This is a genomic window from Collinsella aerofaciens, from assembly GCF_005845035.1.
In the GTDB taxonomy this organism is placed as follows: Bacteria; Actinomycetota; Coriobacteriia; order Coriobacteriales; family Coriobacteriaceae; genus Collinsella; species Collinsella aerofaciens_I.
This window is the reverse complement of sequence record NZ_SPFO01000009.1, coordinates 46,844-67,034: the sequence shown is the minus strand read 5'-3', so window position 1 is coordinate 67,034 and position 20,191 is coordinate 46,844. Positions and strand designations below refer to the sequence as shown.

General features: G+C 60.7%; 16 protein-coding genes. 7 read left to right on the top strand and 9 right to left on the bottom strand.

Going from position 1 to position 20,191, the window contains the following annotated elements:
- The first annotated feature begins 345 nt into the window (after window positions 1–345).
- The 6 genes from FGQ67_RS05905 to FGQ67_RS05880 all read left to right on the top strand — a co-directional run bounded on the left by FGQ67_RS05905 (window position 346) and on the right by FGQ67_RS05880 (window position 8,005).
- Complete coding sequence (locus FGQ67_RS05905; protein WP_138340568.1) at window positions 346–1,683, top strand: prolyl oligopeptidase family serine peptidase; 1,338 nt, start codon at window positions 346–348, stop codon at window positions 1,681–1,683.
- 284 nt (window positions 1,684–1,967) lie between these two features.
- Window positions 1,968–3,458: a nucleoside hydrolase-like domain-containing protein gene (locus tag FGQ67_RS05900; protein WP_171025221.1), complete on the top strand. Its 1,491-nt coding sequence runs from the start codon at window positions 1,968–1,970 to the stop codon at window positions 3,456–3,458.
- A 248-nt stretch (window positions 3,459–3,706) separates the two neighbouring features.
- A complete protein-coding gene (locus tag FGQ67_RS05895) occupies window positions 3,707–4,444 on the top strand; it encodes a DUF4428 domain-containing protein (protein WP_138340566.1) in 738 nt (245 codons plus the stop codon).
- A gap of 24 nt (window positions 4,445–4,468) precedes the next feature.
- Window positions 4,469–5,791, top strand: a complete 1,323-nt coding sequence (locus FGQ67_RS05890) for a hypothetical protein (RefSeq protein WP_138340565.1) — start codon at window positions 4,469–4,471, stop codon at window positions 5,789–5,791.
- 48 nt (window positions 5,792–5,839) lie between these two features.
- The gene (locus FGQ67_RS05885; RefSeq protein ID WP_138340564.1) at window positions 5,840–7,081 is read left to right on the top strand and encodes an SPFH domain-containing protein; all 1,242 of its coding nucleotides are present in this window, start codon (window positions 5,840–5,842) and stop codon (window positions 7,079–7,081) included.
- 81 nt (window positions 7,082–7,162) lie between these two features.
- Window positions 7,163–8,005 carry a hypothetical protein gene (locus FGQ67_RS05880; protein WP_138340563.1) on the top strand — a complete coding sequence of 281 codons (843 nt, stop codon included), beginning with the start codon at window positions 7,163–7,165 and terminating at the stop codon, window positions 8,003–8,005.
- Window positions 8,006–8,114: 109 nt separating this feature from the next.
- On the opposite strand, the gene FGQ67_RS05875 is transcribed toward FGQ67_RS05880, so the two are convergent.
- The 4 genes from FGQ67_RS05875 to FGQ67_RS05860 form a co-directional block, all read right to left on the bottom strand.
- Window positions 8,115–8,735 carry a response regulator transcription factor gene (locus tag FGQ67_RS05875; protein WP_138340562.1) on the bottom strand — a complete coding sequence of 207 codons (621 nt, stop codon included), beginning with the start codon at window positions 8,733–8,735 and terminating at the stop codon, window positions 8,115–8,117.
- Window positions 8,732–10,231 carry a sensor histidine kinase gene (locus FGQ67_RS05870; protein WP_138340561.1) on the bottom strand — a complete coding sequence of 500 codons (1,500 nt, stop codon included), beginning with the start codon at window positions 10,229–10,231 and terminating at the stop codon, window positions 8,732–8,734. Before FGQ67_RS05870 ends, FGQ67_RS05875 begins: the two co-directional genes overlap by 4 nt.
- Window positions 10,228–12,027: a histidine kinase N-terminal 7TM domain-containing protein gene (locus FGQ67_RS05865; protein ID WP_171025220.1), complete on the bottom strand. Its 1,800-nt coding sequence runs from the start codon at window positions 12,025–12,027 to the stop codon at window positions 10,228–10,230. Before FGQ67_RS05865 ends, FGQ67_RS05870 begins: the two co-directional genes overlap by 4 nt.
- A gap of 347 nt (window positions 12,028–12,374) precedes the next feature.
- Complete coding sequence (locus FGQ67_RS05860) at window positions 12,375–13,805, bottom strand: 6-phospho-beta-glucosidase (RefSeq protein WP_138340559.1); 1,431 nt, start codon at window positions 13,803–13,805, stop codon at window positions 12,375–12,377.
- A gap of 384 nt (window positions 13,806–14,189) precedes the next feature.
- On the opposite strand from FGQ67_RS05860, the gene FGQ67_RS05855 reads away from it, so the two are divergent.
- A complete protein-coding gene (locus FGQ67_RS05855) occupies window positions 14,190–15,296 on the top strand; it encodes an ATP-binding protein (RefSeq protein WP_138340558.1) in 1,107 nt (368 codons plus the stop codon).
- Between the two features lie 196 nt (window positions 15,297–15,492).
- On the opposite strand, the gene FGQ67_RS05850 is transcribed toward FGQ67_RS05855, so the two are convergent.
- The 5 genes from FGQ67_RS05850 to FGQ67_RS05830 form a co-directional block, all read right to left on the bottom strand.
- A complete protein-coding gene (locus tag FGQ67_RS05850; RefSeq protein WP_138340557.1) occupies window positions 15,493–16,137 on the bottom strand; it encodes a DUF4867 family protein in 645 nt (214 codons plus the stop codon).
- Window positions 16,138–16,271: 134 nt separating this feature from the next.
- Window positions 16,272–16,760, bottom strand: a complete 489-nt coding sequence (locus FGQ67_RS05845) for an S-ribosylhomocysteine lyase (protein ID WP_138340556.1) — start codon at window positions 16,758–16,760, stop codon at window positions 16,272–16,274.
- Between the two features lie 136 nt (window positions 16,761–16,896).
- Window positions 16,897–17,835, bottom strand: coding sequence for an ROK family protein (locus tag FGQ67_RS05840; protein ID WP_138340555.1), 939 nt, complete (start codon window positions 17,833–17,835; stop codon window positions 16,897–16,899).
- 131 nt (window positions 17,836–17,966) lie between these two features.
- On the bottom strand, window positions 17,967–18,602 hold the full coding sequence (locus tag FGQ67_RS05835) for a YczE/YyaS/YitT family protein (protein WP_271735540.1): 636 nt from the start codon (window positions 18,600–18,602) through the stop codon (window positions 17,967–17,969).
- A 96-nt stretch (window positions 18,603–18,698) separates the two neighbouring features.
- Window positions 18,699–20,186, bottom strand: a complete 1,488-nt coding sequence (locus FGQ67_RS05830; protein ID WP_171025219.1) for an FGGY family carbohydrate kinase — start codon at window positions 20,184–20,186, stop codon at window positions 18,699–18,701.
- Between the last annotated feature and the right edge of the window lie 5 nt (window positions 20,187–20,191).

Genomic DNA, 20,191 nt, shown 5'->3' with positions numbered 1-20,191 from the left:
TACACGCAGCGTTGAATTTGTGGCAGTTTTGCCGTTTGCAGTCCGGTGAACGGTAGGAAATCGGGGGTGAACGTAATTGAATGCCAAGGCATTACATATAGTGCTGTTTATTTATAAATGGCCGTCTACGTGGGATTTTATATAATCTGTCACCCAAATTCCTTGTTGACTCATCAACAAAAGCCCTGCTAGATAGTAGTAAACGAGTGTTTAGTAGTTCATTGAGTGTTTGATTTGACCGTTTACCGAGTTCATCTGCTTATTCTCTAATTCTGCTTTACACTAAACATGTTTAGATTGTATTGCCGCGATTGTTTAGTATTTGCGACACAAAGGAGGCAGCTCATGGAACTCAAATCGTGTACCTACGCAACCGTCACCACCTTGGGCGACTTTGGCCCCTGGATCAGCAAGGTCGTTCTCGACCTGCCCTGCACCGTGCGCGCCAACGATATCGATGCGAACACTTTCCATATATATGCAGAGCGTCACGAGCGCACGGGCGAGGTCCTGATGCGCAAGGAGCACGGCGCCGACCATGCCGCGCCCTCCGTGGGTTACATCGACGTTCTCGCCGCGTATCCGTGCGACGAGAACGGCCGCAAGCTCGCCGTGGGCACCCATGTGGCACTCGAGGTCGCCGAGCAGCGCCTGACCAAAAAGATCGAAGGCAGCGTCCTGGGCTCGCGCATGCTCGATGACCAGCTGCGCATCACGCAGCTCGCGGCTCTTCCCGGCAACGACGGCGACGACCCCACCTGCGGCCTGGTCTTCGATACCTGTCGCGGCGACATCTGCCCCGCGCTCAAGGGCTGGAGCAATGCCGTACAAAAGACCGCCGTCAATGGCATCGCACTCGAGTACGGCTTCTTTGAGCCCAGCTTTAAGGCAGAGGACTCGGCCTGCTTCAATCCCTTCGCGCCCGAGGCCATGGTCGTGCCCCAAAAGGCCCCGCTCGTGGTGTACCTGCACGGCGCCGGTGAAGGCAAGGGTTCCACGCAAGGCGAGGGCCCCGCGCGCGCCTATATCGGCAACCGCGTGACTGCCCTCTCGCAGCGCCAGATCCAGCGCTACTTTGGCGGCTTTGCCTGGGTGCTCGTGCCGCAGTCGCCCACGTTTTGGATGGATAACGGCGCCGAACAGCTCGGTCACTCCAACCAGAGCATCTACTCCCCCGTGCTCAAGGCACTCATCGACGAGTTTGTCGCCGAGCACGCCGACCGAATCGACACCGACCGCATCGTGGTCGCCGGCCTTTCCAACGGCGGCTTTATGACCCTGCGCCTGTGCGCCGACTACCCCGATTTCTTCGCGGCAGGCCTTCCCTGCTGTGCCCCCTGGTACAACGCCACCGACGAGGACGTAGCTGCGCTCGCCAAGACGCCGCTGTGGTTTACGCACTCCAAGGGCGACGAGCTCGTGTCTCCGCAACAGACCGTGCTGCCGCTCACGGCGCGCCTGCGTGACGCCGGAGCCAACGTGCACCTCACCTACTTTAGCCATGTCGAGGACCTGACCGGCGTGTATCGCGAGGCCGACGGCTCGCCTAAGAAGACGTTCAACCACGGCGTGTGGATCCACCAATTCAACGACCTGTGTTATCAAGACTTCGACGGGGGCAACGTACTCATCGACGGCGAGCCGGTGGGCTGCTGGGAGTGGTCGGCCAGGGTCAATAGATAATCCATCCCGGCGCGGGGACCGGGGCTTAGTTTTGCAAACGTCCTCGGGCATGCATGGGCCGGCGCCTTGCGCTTCGCGCTGCGCCGGCCCATGCCCCCTGCGGAATGTTTGCAAAACTAAGCCCCGGTCCCCGCTGCGTTGCCATTGTCGTTGGCCCTGGCCGGGCGCTTCCGGCAGCACGCCGGGTCGGCGGCGATGGGGGCGTGGGTCCCGTCTTGCCTTGCGCGTAACTGGCTGAATTGATTTTGATTGGAGCTGTTCCTATGTCCCAAGAGTTAACTCGGGTGATTGTTACTACTGATATGGAAGTCGACGATATGAACTCGCTCGTTCATTTGGCTCTGTATCTTAATGTGCTTGATGTTCAGGCTGTGGTGTATACGGCTTCGCAGTATCACTTTCTTGGCGATGGCGTCCATACGCTCGGCGAGGTTAATTCGCATTGGCGGACTAAGGGGCGTCGCTCTTACGAGTGGGCTGTTGTGCCTCATGAGCCCGATCCGCTGGCCGGGGAGCTTCGTGAGTATCGTCCGTTTCCCGAACATTGGATTGAGAGTCTCTGGAGCAATGAGTATGCCCAGGCTTGGCCGCAGTTGCAGGCGAATGCGAACGCCGCTGGCGAGCCGCCATTTCCCTCGCCCGCCCAGATGATCGAGCGCACCTTTGTGGGAAATGTTGCCTTTGAGGGTGATGTGACTGAGGAAACTGAGGGGTCTCGCGTAATTGCGCAGGCGATTTTGGATGATGATCCGCGTACGTTATGGCTGCTCAGCTGGGGCGGCATGAACACCATCGTTCGCGCCCTCATGAGCATCGCCGAGCGTTATCGCGCCACGCCCGAATGGCCCGCCGTGCAGCAGCGGGTCTATCAGAAGGTGCGCGTGATGGGCGTTGCCGATGGCATAGGGCAGGACAACTCATGGCTCGACCATGGACGCGAGCTCTTTCCCGAGCTCATCTTTTGGCGCGTGCCCTATATGTATGGCGGCTATGTCGACGCCAAGATGGCGCAGCCCGATTCGCTGCCGTTGTTTCAGGCTCCTTGGCCCGAGCAGAATCTCACGCAGGGCAACGGCCCCCTCATGGCGCGCTATATGCTCTATGGCGATGGCAAGGTCTACGAAAACGAGCCCGAGCGCTTTCAGTTTGGCAAGCATGCCCGTCTGGATTGGGGTCTAGAAGGCGTGCCCGCGATGCAGTTTGAGCGCTGCGACTTTATGGGCGAAGGCGACAGCATGACCTATATTCCGCTGCTGCCGTTTGGCCTGCGCGGTATCGATGACCGCGGCTTCGACACACTGCTCGGCCGCATGTTCCTCGACGGTCACCCCGACTCGGACGCACCCACTGGTTTTGCCGCCTTGGGTACACCCGCGAGCAGCAACCTCAATCCTTACCTGCGCGCCTATCAGGAAGACTTCGCCGCCCGCGCGCAATGGTGTGCTCATGATCCGGCCATCTGCTCGCATCCGGCACGTGTTGTCGAGGCCACGGCCGACCGCAGTGCCACAGCAGGCGAGCGCGTCGCCCTTGCAGCGACCATCGTCGACCCCGACGGCAAGGGCTTTGATGCACATTGGGATGTCGCCATGGACCCGTCGAGCTATGCAGGCGTGCAGGATCTTTCGGTGTGGCAGGAATGCACGGTGAGCACCACTTTTATCGTGCCCGCCGACGCGCAGCCCGGCGACCGCTTTGTGCTCACCCTCACCGTGCAGACGCGCACCGAGCGCCCCTGCAGCCGCTACGCCCAGGTCGCCGTGACCGTGGCGTAGCAAGGACGGCACCCACATTCGGCAGCCGCCACATTCGGCATGGAGTCTCCCCAACTGCCACTCATTTAAGTACGTCCCCAATGAGTGTCCCCGGCGACTAGTCGTTTAAGAACGTCCCCAACGACTAGTCAAAAATGGGCCATGTGTCCCAGTTGTGGAGACTCCTTGAGCCGTCTGGGTATCGTGAAAGATCGCGCACTCCCCCATCATCAAAAGTGACACACGCTACCTGTTGATGGGAGGCAGCCATGGGCTTCTTTGACAAGATGTTCGAGAAGAAAGAGTGCGCGATTTGCGGTACCGAGCTGGGACTTTTGGGAAAGACCAAGATCAGCGAGGGCTACCTGTGCAAAGAGTGCGCCGGCAAGCTCTCCCCCTACTTCCACGGCTACCGTTCCAGCACCGCGGACGATATCCGCGAGCAACTCGCCTACCGCGAGGCTAATGCCGAGCGCCTGGCCTCGTTCAACCCCACGCGCACGCTCTCTGCCGGGCGCACCAACATCATGCTCGATGAGGACGCGGGCCTGCTGATCATCACTTCACAGAGCCGCTGGCGCGACGCCAATCCCGACATCATCGAGTTCTCGCAGGTACTCGGCTGCGATATGGATATCGACGAGCATCGCACCGAGATCTATCGCGAGACCAAGGACGGCGAGCGCGAGAGCTATAACCCGCCGCGCTACGACCTGGATTACGACTTTAACCTGACCATCCACGTCAACACGCCGTACTTTACCGAGATCAACCTGCGCGTGAACGACTCCACCATCGATCAGCGCGGCTCCATCGAATACCGCGAGGCCAAGCGCCAGGCAACCGAGGTCCGCGACGCGCTGGTGCAGCTGCGTCAGGAAACGCGCGACAGTGTCGTGGCCGCCAAGGCCCCCAAGACCGCGGTCACCTGTCCCTTCTGCGGTGCAACCACCATTCCCGATGCCAGCGGGCGCTGCGAATACTGCGGCGGCGCCATCGGCGCATAGTCTCCGGCACGGAAAGGACCGATCATGGCCTTCGAGAGTGTCAACTATCAGTGCCCCGCGTGTGGCGGCCCCCTTCACTTTGCCAGTGCCGAGCAAAAGCTCGTCTGCGACTACTGCGATTCGCGTTTTGAAGTCGAAGAAGTCGAGGCCCTCTATCGCGAGCGCCAGGACAAGGCAGATGCCAAAGCCGATGCCGCAGCCGCGGCCCCCAAGCCTGCTGTCGACGATGCCGTGCAGGAGCTGGCTCAAAACGCCGGCTACATCTGCTCGTCGTGCGGCGCCGAGCTCGTGTCCGACGGCACCGTCGCCGTCACCACCTGCCCGTACTGCGGCAACTCCGCCGTGGCACCCGGCCAGCTCTCGGGCGACTTCTCACCCGACCTGGTGATTCCGTTTAAGCTCGGTCGCGACGACGTCACGGCCGCACTCAAGGAACACTACAAGGGCAAGATCTTGCTGCCCAAGAGCTTTGTCACCGGCAACCATATCGACGAAGTCCAAGGCGTTTACGTGCCGTTTTGGCTTTACGGCGCCCGCGTGGACGGCGAAGTGTGCTTTGATGCGACCAACGAGACCGTGACTGAGGAATCCGATCGCACCGTCACGACCACCGACCACTACGACGCCTACCGTAAAGGCAATATCTCGTTTGAGCGCGTGCCCGTCGACGGATCGTCCAAGATGCCCGACGGCCACATGGACGCCATCGAGCCATTTGACTACGACGCCCTGCGCCCGTTTTCGGTCGCGTATATGCCCGGCTACATCGCCAACCGCTACGACGAGGATTGCGAAATCTGCAAGGCGCGCGCCGAGCGTCGTATGGAAGAAAGTACGATCTCGGCCCTGCGCGAGACCGTCGTCGACGAGTATGACGACGCCACGGTCGAAAGCAAGCAGCTCGACTACACCTGGGAAGACAGCGACTACGCCCTGTTCCCCGTCTGGATGCTCTCCACCTCGTGGAACGGCAAGAGCTACCTGTTTGCCATGAACGGCCAGACCGGTCGCATGGTCGGCAAGCTCCCCTGCTCCAAGCCCAAGCTCGCCATCGCCTCGGTGCTGTTCTTTGTGATCGGGTTTGTCCTCTCCCAGATTCTCTTTATGGGTGGGAATGCCTTCGATCCGGATTACCTCACCTTTGATGTCGAGGGCATCCTCATCAACATCGTCGCGCCGCTAATCATCGTAATCATCGCAGACGTGCTGCTGGTGGGCCAGCTCAAGACGGCCAACGAGGCCACCCACGCCGATTGCTACTGTGGCAAGCTCGACTTGACCGAGAAGCACGACACCTTCAGCCACACCGAGACCACCGTTGTCATGAAGGACAACAAGGACGATTAGCCATTCTGACCAATACCACCCGGCCTTTGACGAGAAAGGAAGATCACCATGGGACTCTTAAAAGCTGGATTGGGCGCTGCCGGCGGCGTCATGGCCGACCAGTGGAAGGAATTTATCTATTGCGAATCGATGCCCGCTGACGTCTTGGCCTGCAAGGGCAGTAAGCGCACCGGCGGCCGCAGCTCCAACACGCGCGGCGAGGACAACGTCATCTCCAACGGCTCGGTCATCGCCGTCAACGACGGCCAGGGCATGCTCGTGGTGCAAAACGGCAAGATCATCGAGGTTGCGCTGGAGCCTGGCGAGTTCGTCTTCAACACCGGCAGCGAGCCGAGCGTCTTTAGCGGCAACCTGGGCGACTCCATCAAGGAGACGTTCGCCAATATCGGCAGCCGCTTTACCTTTGGCGGCGACGCAGGCAAGGACCAGCACGTCTACTTCATCAACACCAAGGAGATCATCGGCAACAAGTACGGCACCGCCTCGCCTGTGCCCTTCCGCGTGGTCGATAACAACATTGGCCTGGATGTCGACATCTCCGTTCGCTGCAACGGCGAGTATTCGTACCGCATCACCAACCCGCTGCTGTTCTACACCAACGTGTGCGGCAACGTGACCGATAGCTACACGCGCGATAAGATCGACAGCCAGCTTAAGTCCGAGCTGCTCACCGCCCTGCAGCCCGCCTTTGCCAAGATCTCGGAGATGGGCATCCGCTACAGTGCCATCCCCGGCCACACCACCGAGCTCGCCCGCGCGCTCAACGAGGTCCTCTCCGCCGACTGGCGCGACCTGCGTGGTGTCGAGATCGTGAGCTTTGGTGTTAACTCCATCGTCGCCTCGCAAGAAGACGAGCAGATGATCAAGGACCTGCAGAAGGCCGCGGTCATGCGCGATCCCACCATGGCAGCCGCCAACATCGCCAGCGCCCAGAGCGATGCGATGCGCGCAGCAGCCGCCAACCCCAACGGCGCGATGGCAGGCTTCATGGGCATGGGCATGGCGGGCGGCATGGGCGGCATGAACGCCAGCCAGCTGTTCGCCGCCGGCCAGGCACAGCAGCAGGCCGCCCCACAGCCGACTCCGACACCCGCCCCCGCACCGGCTCCTGCCGCTGCCCCCGCGGCCGGCACGTGGACCTGCAGTTGCGGTGCCACCAACACCGGCAAGTTCTGCCCCGAGTGTGGCAGTCCCGCACCCGCCCCGGCACCGACCAAGTGGTTCTGCCCCAACTGCGGCAGCGAAAACGGCGGCAAGTTCTGCAGCAACTGCGGAACGCCCAGGCCCTAGCCCCTCTACCTGGTAATTGGCGGGGAGGTCCGCCACCCCCGCATTTGCTTCTATGGGTTTCGTTCGATAAAGGAGGACACCATGAAGACAACGTTCAAAAAGTCCGTACTCGCATTCCTGACATGCGTCCTGGCGCTCGCCTTTGCCCTGACGGGTTGCAGCGGCGGCGGCAAAGACCCCAAGGCCAACTTCGTCGGCAGCTGGCAGTACTCGGGTGGAACCTTGGACGGCGAAGAGCTCACCGATGAGTACATGGATATGCTCAAGGAGTGGGGCCTCAACTGTATCCTGATCCTCGACGAAGACGGCACGGGCGTTCTCGACATGTTCCTTGAGGTCGCCGACCTGAAATGGGAGGCCAAGGACGCCACCACCGTAACGATTACCGCCGAAGATGAGTCGCACGACCTGAAGCTCAAGGACGACAAGCTCGTCCTCGAGGTGGATGGCGACAAGCTTATCTTTACGAAGTCCAACAAGGATCTGTCCGGTACGGTGAAGAAGGATCGCGAGAACGCCGAGAAGGAAGAGGAGATCGATGAGGCCGTCGAAGACGACGATGTCCAGAGCGTCGAAATCTCCCCCGCCGTCACCGTCGCCGATGACGATCTGTGCACCATCACCATCACCGAGAAGTTCAAGGACGACTGGGGCGACATCGGCTTTGTCGTTAACATCACCAACAAGAGCGACAAGGACCTGACCTTCTACGCTCCCTCCGGCAAGACCAATGTCAACGGCACCATGAAGGACCCCTGGTTCTCGGCTCACCTGATGCCCGGCACCAACGCCACCGAGGAATTCACGTTCTCGAACGGCGAGCTTGACAGCCTTGACGACCTGGTCAACACGACCATCGGCATCGACGCCTACCTGACCGATTCCTACGAGGACGTCGCCTCCTACAGCGCAACCATCGCGTAACGGCAGACCACGACAGCCGCGGATTGGCGGACGCATCCGCGCACACCAGACGGGGCCGCAGGAGTTAATCCTGCGGCCCCGCCGTTTTTATGCCGATGCGTAACGAGCGCTAGCGCTCCATATTGGGAACGATGCTGCCCTCCGTTACCGCGTGCACGGCAAGACGCATGATGTTGTCGTAGCCGGTCTTGCTTAGGATCTCCGAGATGCGACGCTTGATGGTGCCCTCGCTCATAAACAGCTCGGCCGCGATCTCGCGGCGGCTTTTGCCCTCGCAGGCAAGGCGCAGGATCGACAGCTCGACATCGTCGAGAGCTGCCGTGCCCGAAAAAATGCTCTCGGGCGGCTTGGGAAACGTGCAATAGCCCGCCAGCGTGGAGCGCATCACGGCGAACAGCTCGTCGATACCGACGTTCTTGTACACAAAGCTATCGACGCCCGCCTCGCGAGCCTGATCGACAAAGGTGATCTCGGGCATGCCGGTCATGATAATGATGCGACACTCGGGCAGCTGCTCCTTGATACGCGCCGCCGCCACGATGCCGTTGGAATCATGCTCGGTGCATACGTCCATCAGTATCATGTCCGGGCGCTCCTTGAGCGCGACACCCAAGGCCTCGGAGGCATCGGCGATGGCGGAAACAACAGTCATATCGAGCTGGTCGCCAACGGAGCGCGCCAGGCTCTCGCGCAGAATGGCCTGGTCTTCGACGATCAACACGCGGATCATGAGCTTCTCCTTTGGGACGTGGCGTTGGTGTTAAGCGGAATGGATACCGTAAGCGTAAAGGGTGGGGCGGCATGGACCTCAAGGCTGCCGCCCAGATTCCGTGCGACATGCCTCATACCAGGGATACCCGTTCCCTCGCGATACGATACGGGGGCCGGCGCGCCGTCATTAGAGATGGTCATGCGCGCGATGTCGCATCCGTTCGACTCCTCCTGCCACAGGTGCACATGGACCTGGTGGGCCTGCGCGTGCTTGGTGGCGTTGGTCGAGGCCTCGCGGATAATCTGCAAAAAGGCCGCCGCGACACGCGCGTCCTCAGGCAGCGCACCCTCAACATCGATCTGCACACTCACCAGGCCAAAAGCATGGACGATATCACCCAGCTGCTCTGCAGGCTCGCTGGCACCGCCACTGCGCAAATCGGCGGCGATTGAGCGCAGCAACGGGTCAATCTGCTCGAGCGACTCATCGTCCAGACGCCCCTCCTCCAAATAGCGATGAAGAATGGACAGGCGCTGCCCGATCACATCGTGAACGCGGGCGCGCATACGTAGGTAGGCCGCATTGTCGGCAACTTTTTTGACTTCTTCGATCTGGGCTTGGAGCTCTTGGCCCGCAAGCTCAAGCAGGTGGTTGGCTTGCGCCAAGCGGTCATGAGCATGCGCGTACTCTGTCACATCAAGACCGATAATGCGCTCGAACGAACGGCCCGAAACCATAACACGATCGCACAAAAATAGGCGAATCTCGGCGGGAGAGACCTCGACCACCGCCCGCGCCTCACCAAAGCGGTCCAGATTAATCCGCACACGGTTCCTGCTGCTTTCGGGCATTTGCATGCTGAGTTTGCGCAGGTCGTTCCATGTGCTGCTCATGTCGCGTAGATCGGTTGGCATATGAAGTTCCACCAGGTTTTTGCGCATGCAGCGGTTCATGAGCAACGGACGGCCCCTCGGGTCTAGATACAGAATGCCCACGGGAATCACGTTGATGGTTTCAATCGTCGAGAATGCGGTGATATCCTCCTGGCGGTTACGGACGTCCATCAAGAGCGCCGCGATGGAACGGAACAGGAAGAACGCTCCCTCTGCGATAAGGACAACGGTCCACGCCGAGCCCATGGCAAGCACCACCGGCGGCGTAACGGCGACAACAAGCAGCAGCTCGACCAGCATGACGGGGCGACGATAGTGCACCATAAGCACCACGCCATAGGCAAAGATCGCGGCATTGAGCCACAACGCTCCGCCCATTGCCCTGGCGCAAACGTCAAGCGGCGCCACCAGATGCGAGCCAGACGACGCGAACAGGATAAGCGCCGAAATCATCAGATGAAGCACAAGGCTCGCCTCGTAGGCGCAAATCACCTTACGGTTATAGGGCGAGCGGCGCGATGCGATGAGCGGGACGTGGATCGTCTGCAGACACGCAGCCAGGGCAAAGACAACATCGAGCGCAACGATTTGGGGAAGAATGAGCGAAATCTGCATCGTCACTCACCCGCCCTCGGCATCAAGACGATCATGCGCAGCTGGCCGGGCTCGCCCTCAAATCGGTATGCCACGTTGCGCCCTTGCAGAGCGCTTTCGAGCTCTTGCGCAGCGGGCGTCTGCGAAAGATCTTCATCATCGTTGGAAAAAAGCGTGGCACGCAGCTCGACACTGCATCGGTCATGGTCGCCCAAGTGATACATAAGCGCCGGATGGTCGGTGGTGTAGGCAAAAAACGCAAAGTCATACACGCAGTCGTACAGGGCGCTTACCGTACTGGCGTGCAGCGGGCGCCGTATGGCGATAATCGAGGCGCAATCGATATCGATGGTGCGCAGGTCGCTTGCGAGCTCGTTGGCAATGAGCTGAATGCGGCCGCGATCAAAACCGCTCTCCCCGTGCTGTGCCAACGTGAGCGACCCCTTGCGCTTGCAATAGGCGACGAGCATCTTGGCGCGCTGCAGCATGCGGTAACGCTCGTGCGAAGACGCTTCGTCGGTCAACGGCGGCAGCGAGCTCAGCAGGTCGTACATCCCTTCGAGCGCGCGGGCAAGCGCTTGGTCCACGTCTTGGACCAGCAAGGTCTCGGCTTCTTGATCTGCCAAATGCGTCTTAAGGTCGTAGTCGGCGGCGAGCAGCTCGTTTTGACGCTGCAGCTCCATGCGACGATGCGCCAGCTCACGGTTAAGCTCGTTGAGCTCCGACACGTCTTGGGCAAGCAGCGCCGATCCACCCAGCAGCGGAAAGGTGCGATACATTACATCGGGATCGGACGCCACGGCAAAGGCATGGGCGCGGCCGTGCTCCTGGGTCCGCAACTCCTCGCGCACGCCTACCGGCATTGGCTTTGACACCGGCGTGGCATAGACTTCCTGCAGATCGCGCGTTAGAACTTTGAGGTCGAGCGGCAAGGTGTCGAAGATGCCGGCGATGTCGTGATACGACGGAATGACACCGCAATCGAGACAGATTTCCATCGCCACCACGCACAGGACGCAATAGACGAGCGAAAAGTTGAGCCTCCATGCCCAGGGCACGCGCAACGCATACGAAATGGCAAAGAATGCGCCACCCAGCAGTACGAGCGCCGCCGTGCCCGAGAAACGCTGGATGCGAAAGGATGAGGACCGACCAACCAGGATAAAAAAGGCCACGAAGTCAAAGGCCGTCCACGCGAGGACGGCAAAATAACCCCAGCCGTAGGTGTAGTCGTTGCTCCAGGTGTCGCTTGTGCGGTCAAAGTGGAAGACCTGCTGGTGAAAATCGTTGGTGAGCACAAATCCGATAAGCAGGATGGCCACAATCCACAGCGCGGCGCAGTAGCGGCGACCCAGGCGGTGTTGTTCCAGGCCCGCAAGGCGCAGACCACACAACTGGTAGAGCAGCGGAATGAGCGTCATGGGCACGTAGTACAGGTACCACAGCACGGTGGCATAGAACGGCGTGAACGACTTGTACTTGAGAATGACTTCGATCATCCACAAGGCGCAGATGGCGGCGATGGCAACAAGGCGGCGGCGCAACACATAGTCCAAACAGCGCAGATAGACCGATACGCCCCAAATCGAAAATACAATTGCGGCGACAAGCAACGGGAGAGAGCTCGAATGGACGAGCGCATCCACGACCTCTTCGGACACCTCGTTATAGGCGGGCACGACGTTAGAAAGTTTGGGTTCGAAGGCGAACAGCGCCGGCAAGACCGCCAAAAGCATGAGGAACAGTGCGGTGATAGCGCCCGCAATAATGAAGACGCGGTGACGATACGCCTGATGCGTTATGCCAACCAGGAATCGCGGCATGGCGAAGAGCCTGCCGCCCCTAGGATCCGCTACGGGCGCGGATCGGGCGGCCGCATGGCCAGTATGTCGTGCGCGGGTACCCATAGTGCTTTTAGTGTACCGACAGGCGGGCCCAAAAAGCGGGCCACATGTCCCAAAATCCGCAGACGGCAAGGCGCCCGGCGAGCATTAACTACTCGCCGGGCGCCTTGGTCAGGAGGCTATGGGGATGAGCACGCGAAATTCACAGCGGCCAGACCCGCCCCCTAAGGGCCTGAGGTGCTCAAGATTGGGAGCGACAAGCCCGACGTAGCGTACTTAGGTACGCGAGGAGGGTTGGAGCCCCAAGGTTGAGCGCCTCAGTGCCCTTAGGACAGGTCCTCACCATTAGAAGCAATAACTTTCTTGTACCAGTCAAAGCTCTTCTTCTTGGAACGCTTGAGGGTACCGTTGCCGGCGTCGTCGCGGTCCACATAGATAAAGCCGTAGCGCTTGGACATCTCGCCCGTGCCGGCAGACACCAGGTCGATCGGGCCCCAGGTGGTGTAGCCCAGCAGGTCAACGCCGTCCTCGGTCACCGCATCGCGCATCGCGGCGATATGCTGGCGCAGGTAGTCGATACGGTAGTCGTCGTTGATGGAGCCATCCTCCTCGACAACATCCTTGGCGCCCAGGCCGTTCTCAACCACAAACAGCGGCTTCTGATAACGGTCGTACAGGTCGTTGAGCGTAATGCGGAAGCCTAGCGGATCGATGGCCCAACCCCACTGGCTCTCCTGCAGGTAGGGGTTCTTGGCGCCGGCGAAGGCGTTGCCCTGGGTGCGCTCGACATCGGGGTTATCGGCACCGGCAGAGCAGCGGGTGCTGTAGTAGCTAAAGCTGATGAAGTCGACGGTGTTGGCAGCCAGGATCTCGCGGTCCTCGTCCGTCATGCCCACATCGATGCCCAAGCGCTCGAGCTTCTTGACGGCATAGGCCGGGTAGTAGCCGCGGCTCTGGACGTCGACGAAGAAGTAGTTGTCCTGGTTGTCGAGCTGCGCCTGGCGCACATCGCCCGGACGGCAGCTGTAGGGGTAGTAGCTACCTGCGGCGAGCATGCAGCCGATCTTGACCTCGGGGTCGATCTCGTGGGCAATCTTGGTTGCCCAAGCGCTGGCGACGAGCTCGTTGTGGGCGGCCAGGTACTCGACGGCCTCCTTGTTCTCGCCCTCCTCAAAGACCAGACCGGCACCCATAAACGGCAGGTGCAGAATCATATTGATCTCGTTGAAGGTGAGCCAGTACTTCACCAGGCCCTTGTAGCGGGTGAAGATCGTGGTCGCGAGGTTCTTGTAGAAGTCGATGAGCTTGCGGTTGCGCCAGCCGCCGTACTCCTTGATGAGGTGAATCGGGCAGTCGAAGTGCGTGATGGTCACGAGCGGCTCGATGCCGTGCGCCTGGCACTCGCGGAATACATCCTCGTAGAAGGCCAGGCCAGCCTCGTTGGGCTCGGTCTCATCACCGTTGGGGAAGATGCGGGTCCATGCCAGGCTCATGCGGAAGGTCTTAAACCCCATCTCGGCAAAGAGGGCGATGTCCTCCTTGTAGTGGTGGTAGAAATCGATGCCGGTCTGCGCGGGATAGTAATAGCCGTCCTCGAAGTCGAGCATCTTGCGCTGGCCGGAGACCACCGCGTAGCGCTCGGGGCCGTGCGGAGCCACGTCCACGTTGGCCAGGCCGCGGCCGTCCACGTTGTAGGCGCCCTCGCACTGGTTGGCAGCCGTCGCGCCGCCCCACAGGAAGTCTTTACGGAAAGCCATGCATCGATCCTTTCATACGCTGCTTGTCGTGGTTTCAGTATCCCCGCAAACGGGGTGCCAACCAACGGCAACGGCACAGGTCGACACTTCTTTTCGCACACGGTGGCCCGGCGACCGCCCACAGCTGACACTTTTTGATACCCGCCTGCCCAAACCACCACAAGGGGGACAGGCACCTTTGTGGTGGTTGGGGGCGGTTTGTCTTGATCTGTAACAGGTAGAAACGATTTAGCCCGCTAGATGTTACAGATCGAGACGGAAGATTCTAGTCGCAGGCGATGTCGAGGTTCTTGCCGATGAGGCCTACGTAGCCGCCTTCGCCGGCGGGATATTTGACTGAATAGGAAAAAAAGGAAAAAATAGGAAAAAAAGGAAAGGAGACTCATGACTGAAACCATCTTCTCCCCCTCATTTGGAAATCGCCCGTCCTATCTGGTGGGGCGCGGGAGCGTGATTTCGACATTCATCTCCGGCCTTGAGCAGGAGCCGGGCAATCGAGACCGAGCCATGCTCATGCTCGGCCAGCGAGGCAGCGGCAAAACGGTTCTGCTGTGGGAACTTGCCGATCGCGCACGCAAGCTCGGCTTTGTTGTCGCCACGCCCACCGTAGCCTCCGAGGATATGCTCGAGCGTATTGTTGAGAAGATCCAGGAAGCGGGCGAGCCCTACGCCAACAAGCATCGGCTCCCCAAACTTGCGGGCGGCAGCCTGAGCGTCTTCGGCTTCTCAGCCGGCCTTGAGTTCACGCGCGATGTGCAGGAAACCAAAAGCTTCCAGTTCAAGCTCACGCAGCTGGCGCGCAAGCTGACCGAGCAGGGACACGGCATCCTCATCCTCATCGATGAGCTCCAGGCCAATTCGCCCGAGATCAGACAGCTCGTCACCGCCTATCAAGAGCTGGTCGGCGAGGGGCTCAACGTCGCGCTCGTCATGGCGGGCCTCCCGGGAGCAGTCTCCGCGACACTCAACGACCGCGTACTGACATTTCTCAACCGCGCACGCAAGGTCACGCTCGAACCGCTTTCAGTTGGAGATGTGGATGCCTACTATCAGCGAGCTTTCGAAGAGCTCGACCTTGATATTCCAGGCAATCTTCGGCTGGACGCTGCTCGCGCAACTCAGGGCTCGCCCTACATGCTGCAGCTCATCGGCTACAACATCGCCAATCGTTGCCAGGCAGGAGAACACGTAACGCCAGAGCAAGTCGACGGAGCAATCGAAGCGTCAAAGGCCGATTTCGAAAACGATGTGTGCGAAACGACGCTCGCCGCGCTATCGGACCAAGATGTTGCGTTTCTCGCTGCAATGACCGATGACGAAGACGGCGTGTCGCGCATTTCCGATGTGGCCGAGCGCATGTCAGTCACACCCGACTATGCGCAAAAGTATCGCCGGCGCCTCATCGACGCCGGCGTAATCGAACAGGCGCGCCGCGGTTACGTGCGCTTCGCCGTACCATATATGGCTGACCACCTGCGCAGCCAGCTCTAGACAACCACCGCAATGGGGACAGGCACCTTTGTGGTGGTTGGGGGCGGTTTGTCTCGATCTGTAACAGGTAGGCCGCCAAAACCGGGCTTGGTGTTACAGATTGAGATTGTTCGGTCTGTCCCCTACAGTTTGTCTAAATCTGTAACAGGTAGAGACGATTTAGCCCGCTAGATGTTACAGATTGAGACGGAAGATTCTAGTCGCAGGCGATGTCGAGGTTCTTGCCAATGAGGCCTACGTAGCCGCCTTCGGCAGCCTTGGGGCTGTCGGCGTGGCAGAGGACCCACTTGTCTGCCTTCCAGTAGCAGTAGCTGTCACCGGCGGCAGGCATGTCGGCCGCGGCCTCGGGGCGCGGACCATTGGTGCCAGCGGGCAGCGCCACCATCACCTGGAAGCCACCGTCGTCGACCATGCAGGGCGTGTAGTGGAGCGTGGTGTTGAAGACCTCGACGACCGTACCCGCCGGCACGCGGAACGCCTTGACGCACGCAGTGTCGAGCTTGCCGTCCTCGATCTCCCAGCGATGCGCCACGAGCAGGATAAAGTCGCGGGCGCCCAGGTTGAATTCGCTGGCGCGATGATACTCCAAGCAGTTGAGCTGCGTGTTGTGGCCGTTGCACCAGCCGAGCTGGAAGGGACGACCGCCAAACATGAGAAAGCCCAGCTTATCGGCATCCTTGACGCCCTCGAGCTCCGGCGCGCTTGCTACGTACTTGCTGCCCTCGGGGATGGGCGTAGCGGAAAGCGCCCCGACGAGCGGAGCGGTCAGGTTGGACGAAACGTCGTTCCACACGCGGCCATAAGATTTGAACTCGGGATCTGATACAGAGTAGATATGCATGCTCGCTCCTGTTCGTTTATGTGACAGTATGAACATTCTAGAACTATCTCGTTCCGTTTTGAGCGCCCAGCATGAAAAAGCGCCCACAAAGAGCGGGAGCGCTTCTGGCGCAAACGCTATTCCTGCCAGCAGCCTTACGCCTGCTGATAGTGCAGGTGAGCCTCATCGATATCGGCCAGATCGCGGTCGAGATAGCGGCGGGCGAGCCAGTTGGCCATGGGAAGGTTCTGGTCCAGGTAGTTGCCGCACTCCTCGGGAGCGGCACCGGGGACATCGCCTTCAAATCCGGCAACAAACTCGAACAGCTCGCGCACGAGCGGCAGGATCTCCTCGCTCGTCACCTCGCCAAACACGACCAGGTAAAAGCCCGTGCGGCAGCCCATAGGCCCAAAGTAGACAATGCGGCACGACCACTCGGCATGGTTGCGCAGGAACGTCGCGCCCAGGTGCTCGATGGTGTGGCACTCGGCCGTGTTCATGACCGGCTCCTTGTTGGGCGTGGTCAAGCGCAGGTCAAACGTGGTGACGGCGACGCCGGTCGCAGGATCGCGGTCGACGCGGCTCACATACACGCCAGGCTCAAGCAGCAGATGGTCAACGGAAAAACTCGCGATGCGCTCCATGGCAGATCCTCTCGGTAGTCATTTTGGGACGGGATTCTTTTTGCTGGTCGCAACAATCGCACCCATGATAGCAGTCAAAAAAGCCCCGTCCCAAATTGACTACTTTAACGGGCACCTCCCACAGAGAGGGTGCCCCCTACAGCGTTTGCAAACAGGTCGCCACGGCACCGTAGATGTTGGCATCGTTACCGAGCTGCGCGGGGACCACATGCGGACGCGGCATGTCCTTCAAAAAGCCCGTGTAGTGGGACATGACGTCGTCCATCTTGCGATTCAGGGCCTCAAAGAGCTCAGGGTGGCAGCTAATGCCACCGCCGATGGCGAACACCGCCGAATCGATGACGCACTGCAGGTTAACGAGCGCGCGGTCAAAGAGCTCGGCATAGGCATCCAGCCCGCGCTGCACCGCCGCAACCTGGTCCGGCTCGCCGGTTGTGAGCAGCTCGAAAACGCGGCGGCCGTCAAGGGCCTCAAGCTCGCCCTCGTCACTGATGCCAAGCTCAGAAGCCACGTTGTCGCGCAGCCCGCGCCATCCACTCGACGCCGCAAACGTGTCGTGGCAGTCCAGCGGCTTGTTGATGTCATTGGACAGGAAGCTGAACTCACCCGCAAAACCGCCCACGCCCGTCAACACGCGGCCATCGATTACGATGCCGCCACCGATGCCTGTCCCGATCACCACCACGCAACCGACGCTCGTGCCGCACAGTGCACCGGCGGCATATTCGCCCAGCGCACAGCACTTGCCGTCGTTCGCAACGGTCACCGGCAGGCCCAAGCGCTCGGACAGCGCACGACCGAGCGGGAAGCCGTCCATATAGGTGAGTGCACCGCCGCGGTGGATGGTGCCGTCCGGATCGACTTCGTGGCTGAAGATGCCGCCCGGGGCCGAGATGCCCACGCCCGCGATGCGCTCACGGTAGGGCTCCACCAGCGCCACAAGCGCGTCTACCAGCTCATTCGGCGAGGAGAACGCCGTCGGCACGGAGCCACGGTCACCAAACTCGTAGTTCTCACTCACAACCGCCCATTTAACGTTCGTTCCGCCGATATCAATTCCAAACAGCTGCCTCATGGCCGCCTCCTTTTTGATGATGCGCTCGTTGACGCCCTGCTGCGCAGCGCAACGCGCGCGAGCGTGCCGTTTTCGGCGACGTCGCGGGCCTTACGCAGCGGACACGCTACGGGATTGGAATAAAGGTCGCGTTACCGGGCCCACACGCTCGCAGGAGCCTCCATAAAGGCCATGAGCCTGCGGTTGAGCAGACGACCCCAAAACGTGCAGATACCGCCCGCCAGGAGCGCGGAGGCTACGGTGCCGATACCGATGCCCACCGCAGCACCCGTACGCACAAGCCCGTAGACCAGTGAGATGCCCACACAGCTCCCGTCAAAGAAATACTTCGCCTTACCAAATTCACAGTGAAACACCTGGGAGAGCGTCTGCACCATGCCGTCGGGCGCAACGGGAACGAGCCGCGCGGAGACGATCGGCGTCACGCCGAGCGCTGTGAACGATACGGCGATGACCAGCATGACCAGGCCATCGATGAGTCCCGTTGCGGTAAATGGAAACAGCCAGATATCCAGCACGTCGATGAAAACGCTAAACAGCAGACTGACGGGTATCTGCAAGAGAATCTTGACATCCGGGTAGCGCACCAGGAGAAGCTGGGCAACCACGAATACGCAATACACGATAAACGATGCCGTACCGAGGCTCAAACCCTCGATGATATACATCAGGTACGGCACCGTACTCATGGGCGCTACACCAAGCCCCGTGCGTGCATTCATTACAACGCCGCAGCTCAGGAATAGAATCCCACATACGTAGACCATCATTCGACGCGTTGGACTCTACCGCATCACATCACTCTCTCGTTCGCATCTTCACCTATCGGCACGAATAGCGCTCCGTAACATCGCCCCAAGGCGTCACTCGTACGCAATCGTCGCCTCGACGGCATGGCGCCAGCCGGCGATCTTTTTGGCTCGCTCGTCAGCGGGCATGGCAGGCTCCACGATGCCGCGGGCGCCGTAAACGTCGACGACATCGCGTGTGTACATGCCCAGCGCGATACCGCAGGCCCAAGCCACGCCCAAACCGCTCATCTCGTCATTGCTCGCAATGCGGATGGGCGAGCCGACCAAATCGCTCTCAAACTGCATCAGGTACGCATCGCGCGTGGGGCCGCCGTCAACACGAAGCTCGGCAAGCGCCGCGCCCGAATCCTCGACCATCGCATCAATGACGTCAAAGATCTGATAGGCGATCGACTCGTCGGCAGCCTTTACGAACTCCGCGCGGCCCGTGGTGCGTGTCATGCCAAAAACGCATCCCTCGGCATCACTTGCCCAGTGCGGCGCACCCAGGCCGGTAAACGCCGGCACAAAGTAAACATGGCTCGCCGGGTTGGCGGCGTAGCACAGGTCGGTGACCTCCTCGGGGTTGTTGATGAGCTCCAGGTCGTCGCGCAGCCAGGTCTTGACGGCGCCGGCGTAGCTCACGTTGCCCTCGAGTACATACTCGGTCACGCCATCCATACGCCACGCAAGCGAGCTCGAAAGCCCGTGCGAGCTGGCGACAAACTCGTTGCCGACGTTCATCATGACCGAGCTACCGGTGCCATAGGTCGCTTTGGCCATGCCGCGGCTGTGGCAACCCTGCGCAAACAGGGCCGCATGGCTGTCGCCCAGCACGCCGTGTACCGGCACGGGTGCGGGCAAAAAGCCATCCAGGTCCGTTGTGCCAAACAGACCGTCGGAATCGGTCACCTGCGGCAGACAGGCCGGATCGATGCCAAAGGCCTCGCACACCGGCTCGCTCCAGCAGCCACGGCGCAGGTCGAAGAGCTGCGTGCGGCTGGCATTGGACCAGTCACAGCGAAACTCCGCGCCGCCCGTGAGCGTCCAGACCACCCAGGCATCGATGGTGCCCAGACACAGCTCACCCGCGGCCGCGGCCTCGGCAGCCGCCGGAACGTTCGCGAGGATCCAAGCCATCTTGCCCGCCGGATAGTAGGGCGAGAGTACCAGACCCGTCGTGTCACGCACCAGTTCTGCCACGCCTTCGCGCGCCGCAAGCTCATCGCACAACTCGCGGGCGCGGGCACACTGCCACACCACGGCGTCGCACAGCGGCTCGCCCGTCGTGCGACTCCAGGCAACGGTGGTCTCGCGCTGGTTGGAAATGCCAATACCGGCAATGTCGGCCGGATTGACCCCGGTCTCCTCCACTACGGCACGCGCCACGGCCAACACGTTGGCGGCGATCTCGACCGGATCATGGCTCACCCAGCCGGCATCATTGACAATCTGGCGATGCGAGCGGTCGGCACGATGAATCAGATGGCCGCCCTCGTCCACCAGCAACGCCTTCGTGCCCTGCGTGGATTGATCGATTCCGATGATGTAGCGGCCCATGGCCA

Coding starts and splice junctions, on each gene's coding strand:
- FGQ67_RS05845 (WP_138340556.1), bottom strand. CDS start 16,760: ATGGAGCGCATCGCGAGTTTTTCCGTTGACCATCTGCTGCTTGAGCCT.
- FGQ67_RS05835 (WP_271735540.1), bottom strand. CDS start 18,602: ATGGTCTACGTATGTGGGATTCTATTCCTGAGCTGCGGCGTTGTAATG.
- FGQ67_RS05885 (WP_138340564.1), top strand. CDS start 5,840: ATGGGACTCTTAAAAGCTGGATTGGGCGCTGCCGGCGGCGTCATGGCC.
- FGQ67_RS05895 (WP_138340566.1), top strand. CDS start 3,707: ATGGGCTTCTTTGACAAGATGTTCGAGAAGAAAGAGTGCGCGATTTGC.
- FGQ67_RS05905 (WP_138340568.1), top strand. CDS start 346: ATGGAACTCAAATCGTGTACCTACGCAACCGTCACCACCTTGGGCGAC.
- FGQ67_RS05875 (WP_138340562.1), bottom strand. CDS start 8,735: ATGATCCGCGTGTTGATCGTCGAAGACCAGGCCATTCTGCGCGAGAGC.
- FGQ67_RS05840 (WP_138340555.1), bottom strand. CDS start 17,835: ATGAGGCAGCTGTTTGGAATTGATATCGGCGGAACGAACGTTAAATGG.
- FGQ67_RS05890 (WP_138340565.1), top strand. CDS start 4,469: ATGGCCTTCGAGAGTGTCAACTATCAGTGCCCCGCGTGTGGCGGCCCC.
- FGQ67_RS05830 (WP_171025219.1), bottom strand. CDS start 20,186: ATGGGCCGCTACATCATCGGAATCGATCAATCCACGCAGGGCACGAAG.
- FGQ67_RS05855 (WP_138340558.1), top strand. CDS start 14,190: ATGACTGAAACCATCTTCTCCCCCTCATTTGGAAATCGCCCGTCCTAT.
- FGQ67_RS05865 (WP_171025220.1), bottom strand. CDS start 12,027: ATGCCGCGATTCCTGGTTGGCATAACGCATCAGGCGTATCGTCACCGC.
- FGQ67_RS05850 (WP_138340557.1), bottom strand. CDS start 16,137: ATGCATATCTACTCTGTATCAGATCCCGAGTTCAAATCTTATGGCCGC.
- FGQ67_RS05880 (WP_138340563.1), top strand. CDS start 7,163: ATGAAGACAACGTTCAAAAAGTCCGTACTCGCATTCCTGACATGCGTC.
- FGQ67_RS05860 (WP_138340559.1), bottom strand. CDS start 13,805: ATGGCTTTCCGTAAAGACTTCCTGTGGGGCGGCGCGACGGCTGCCAAC.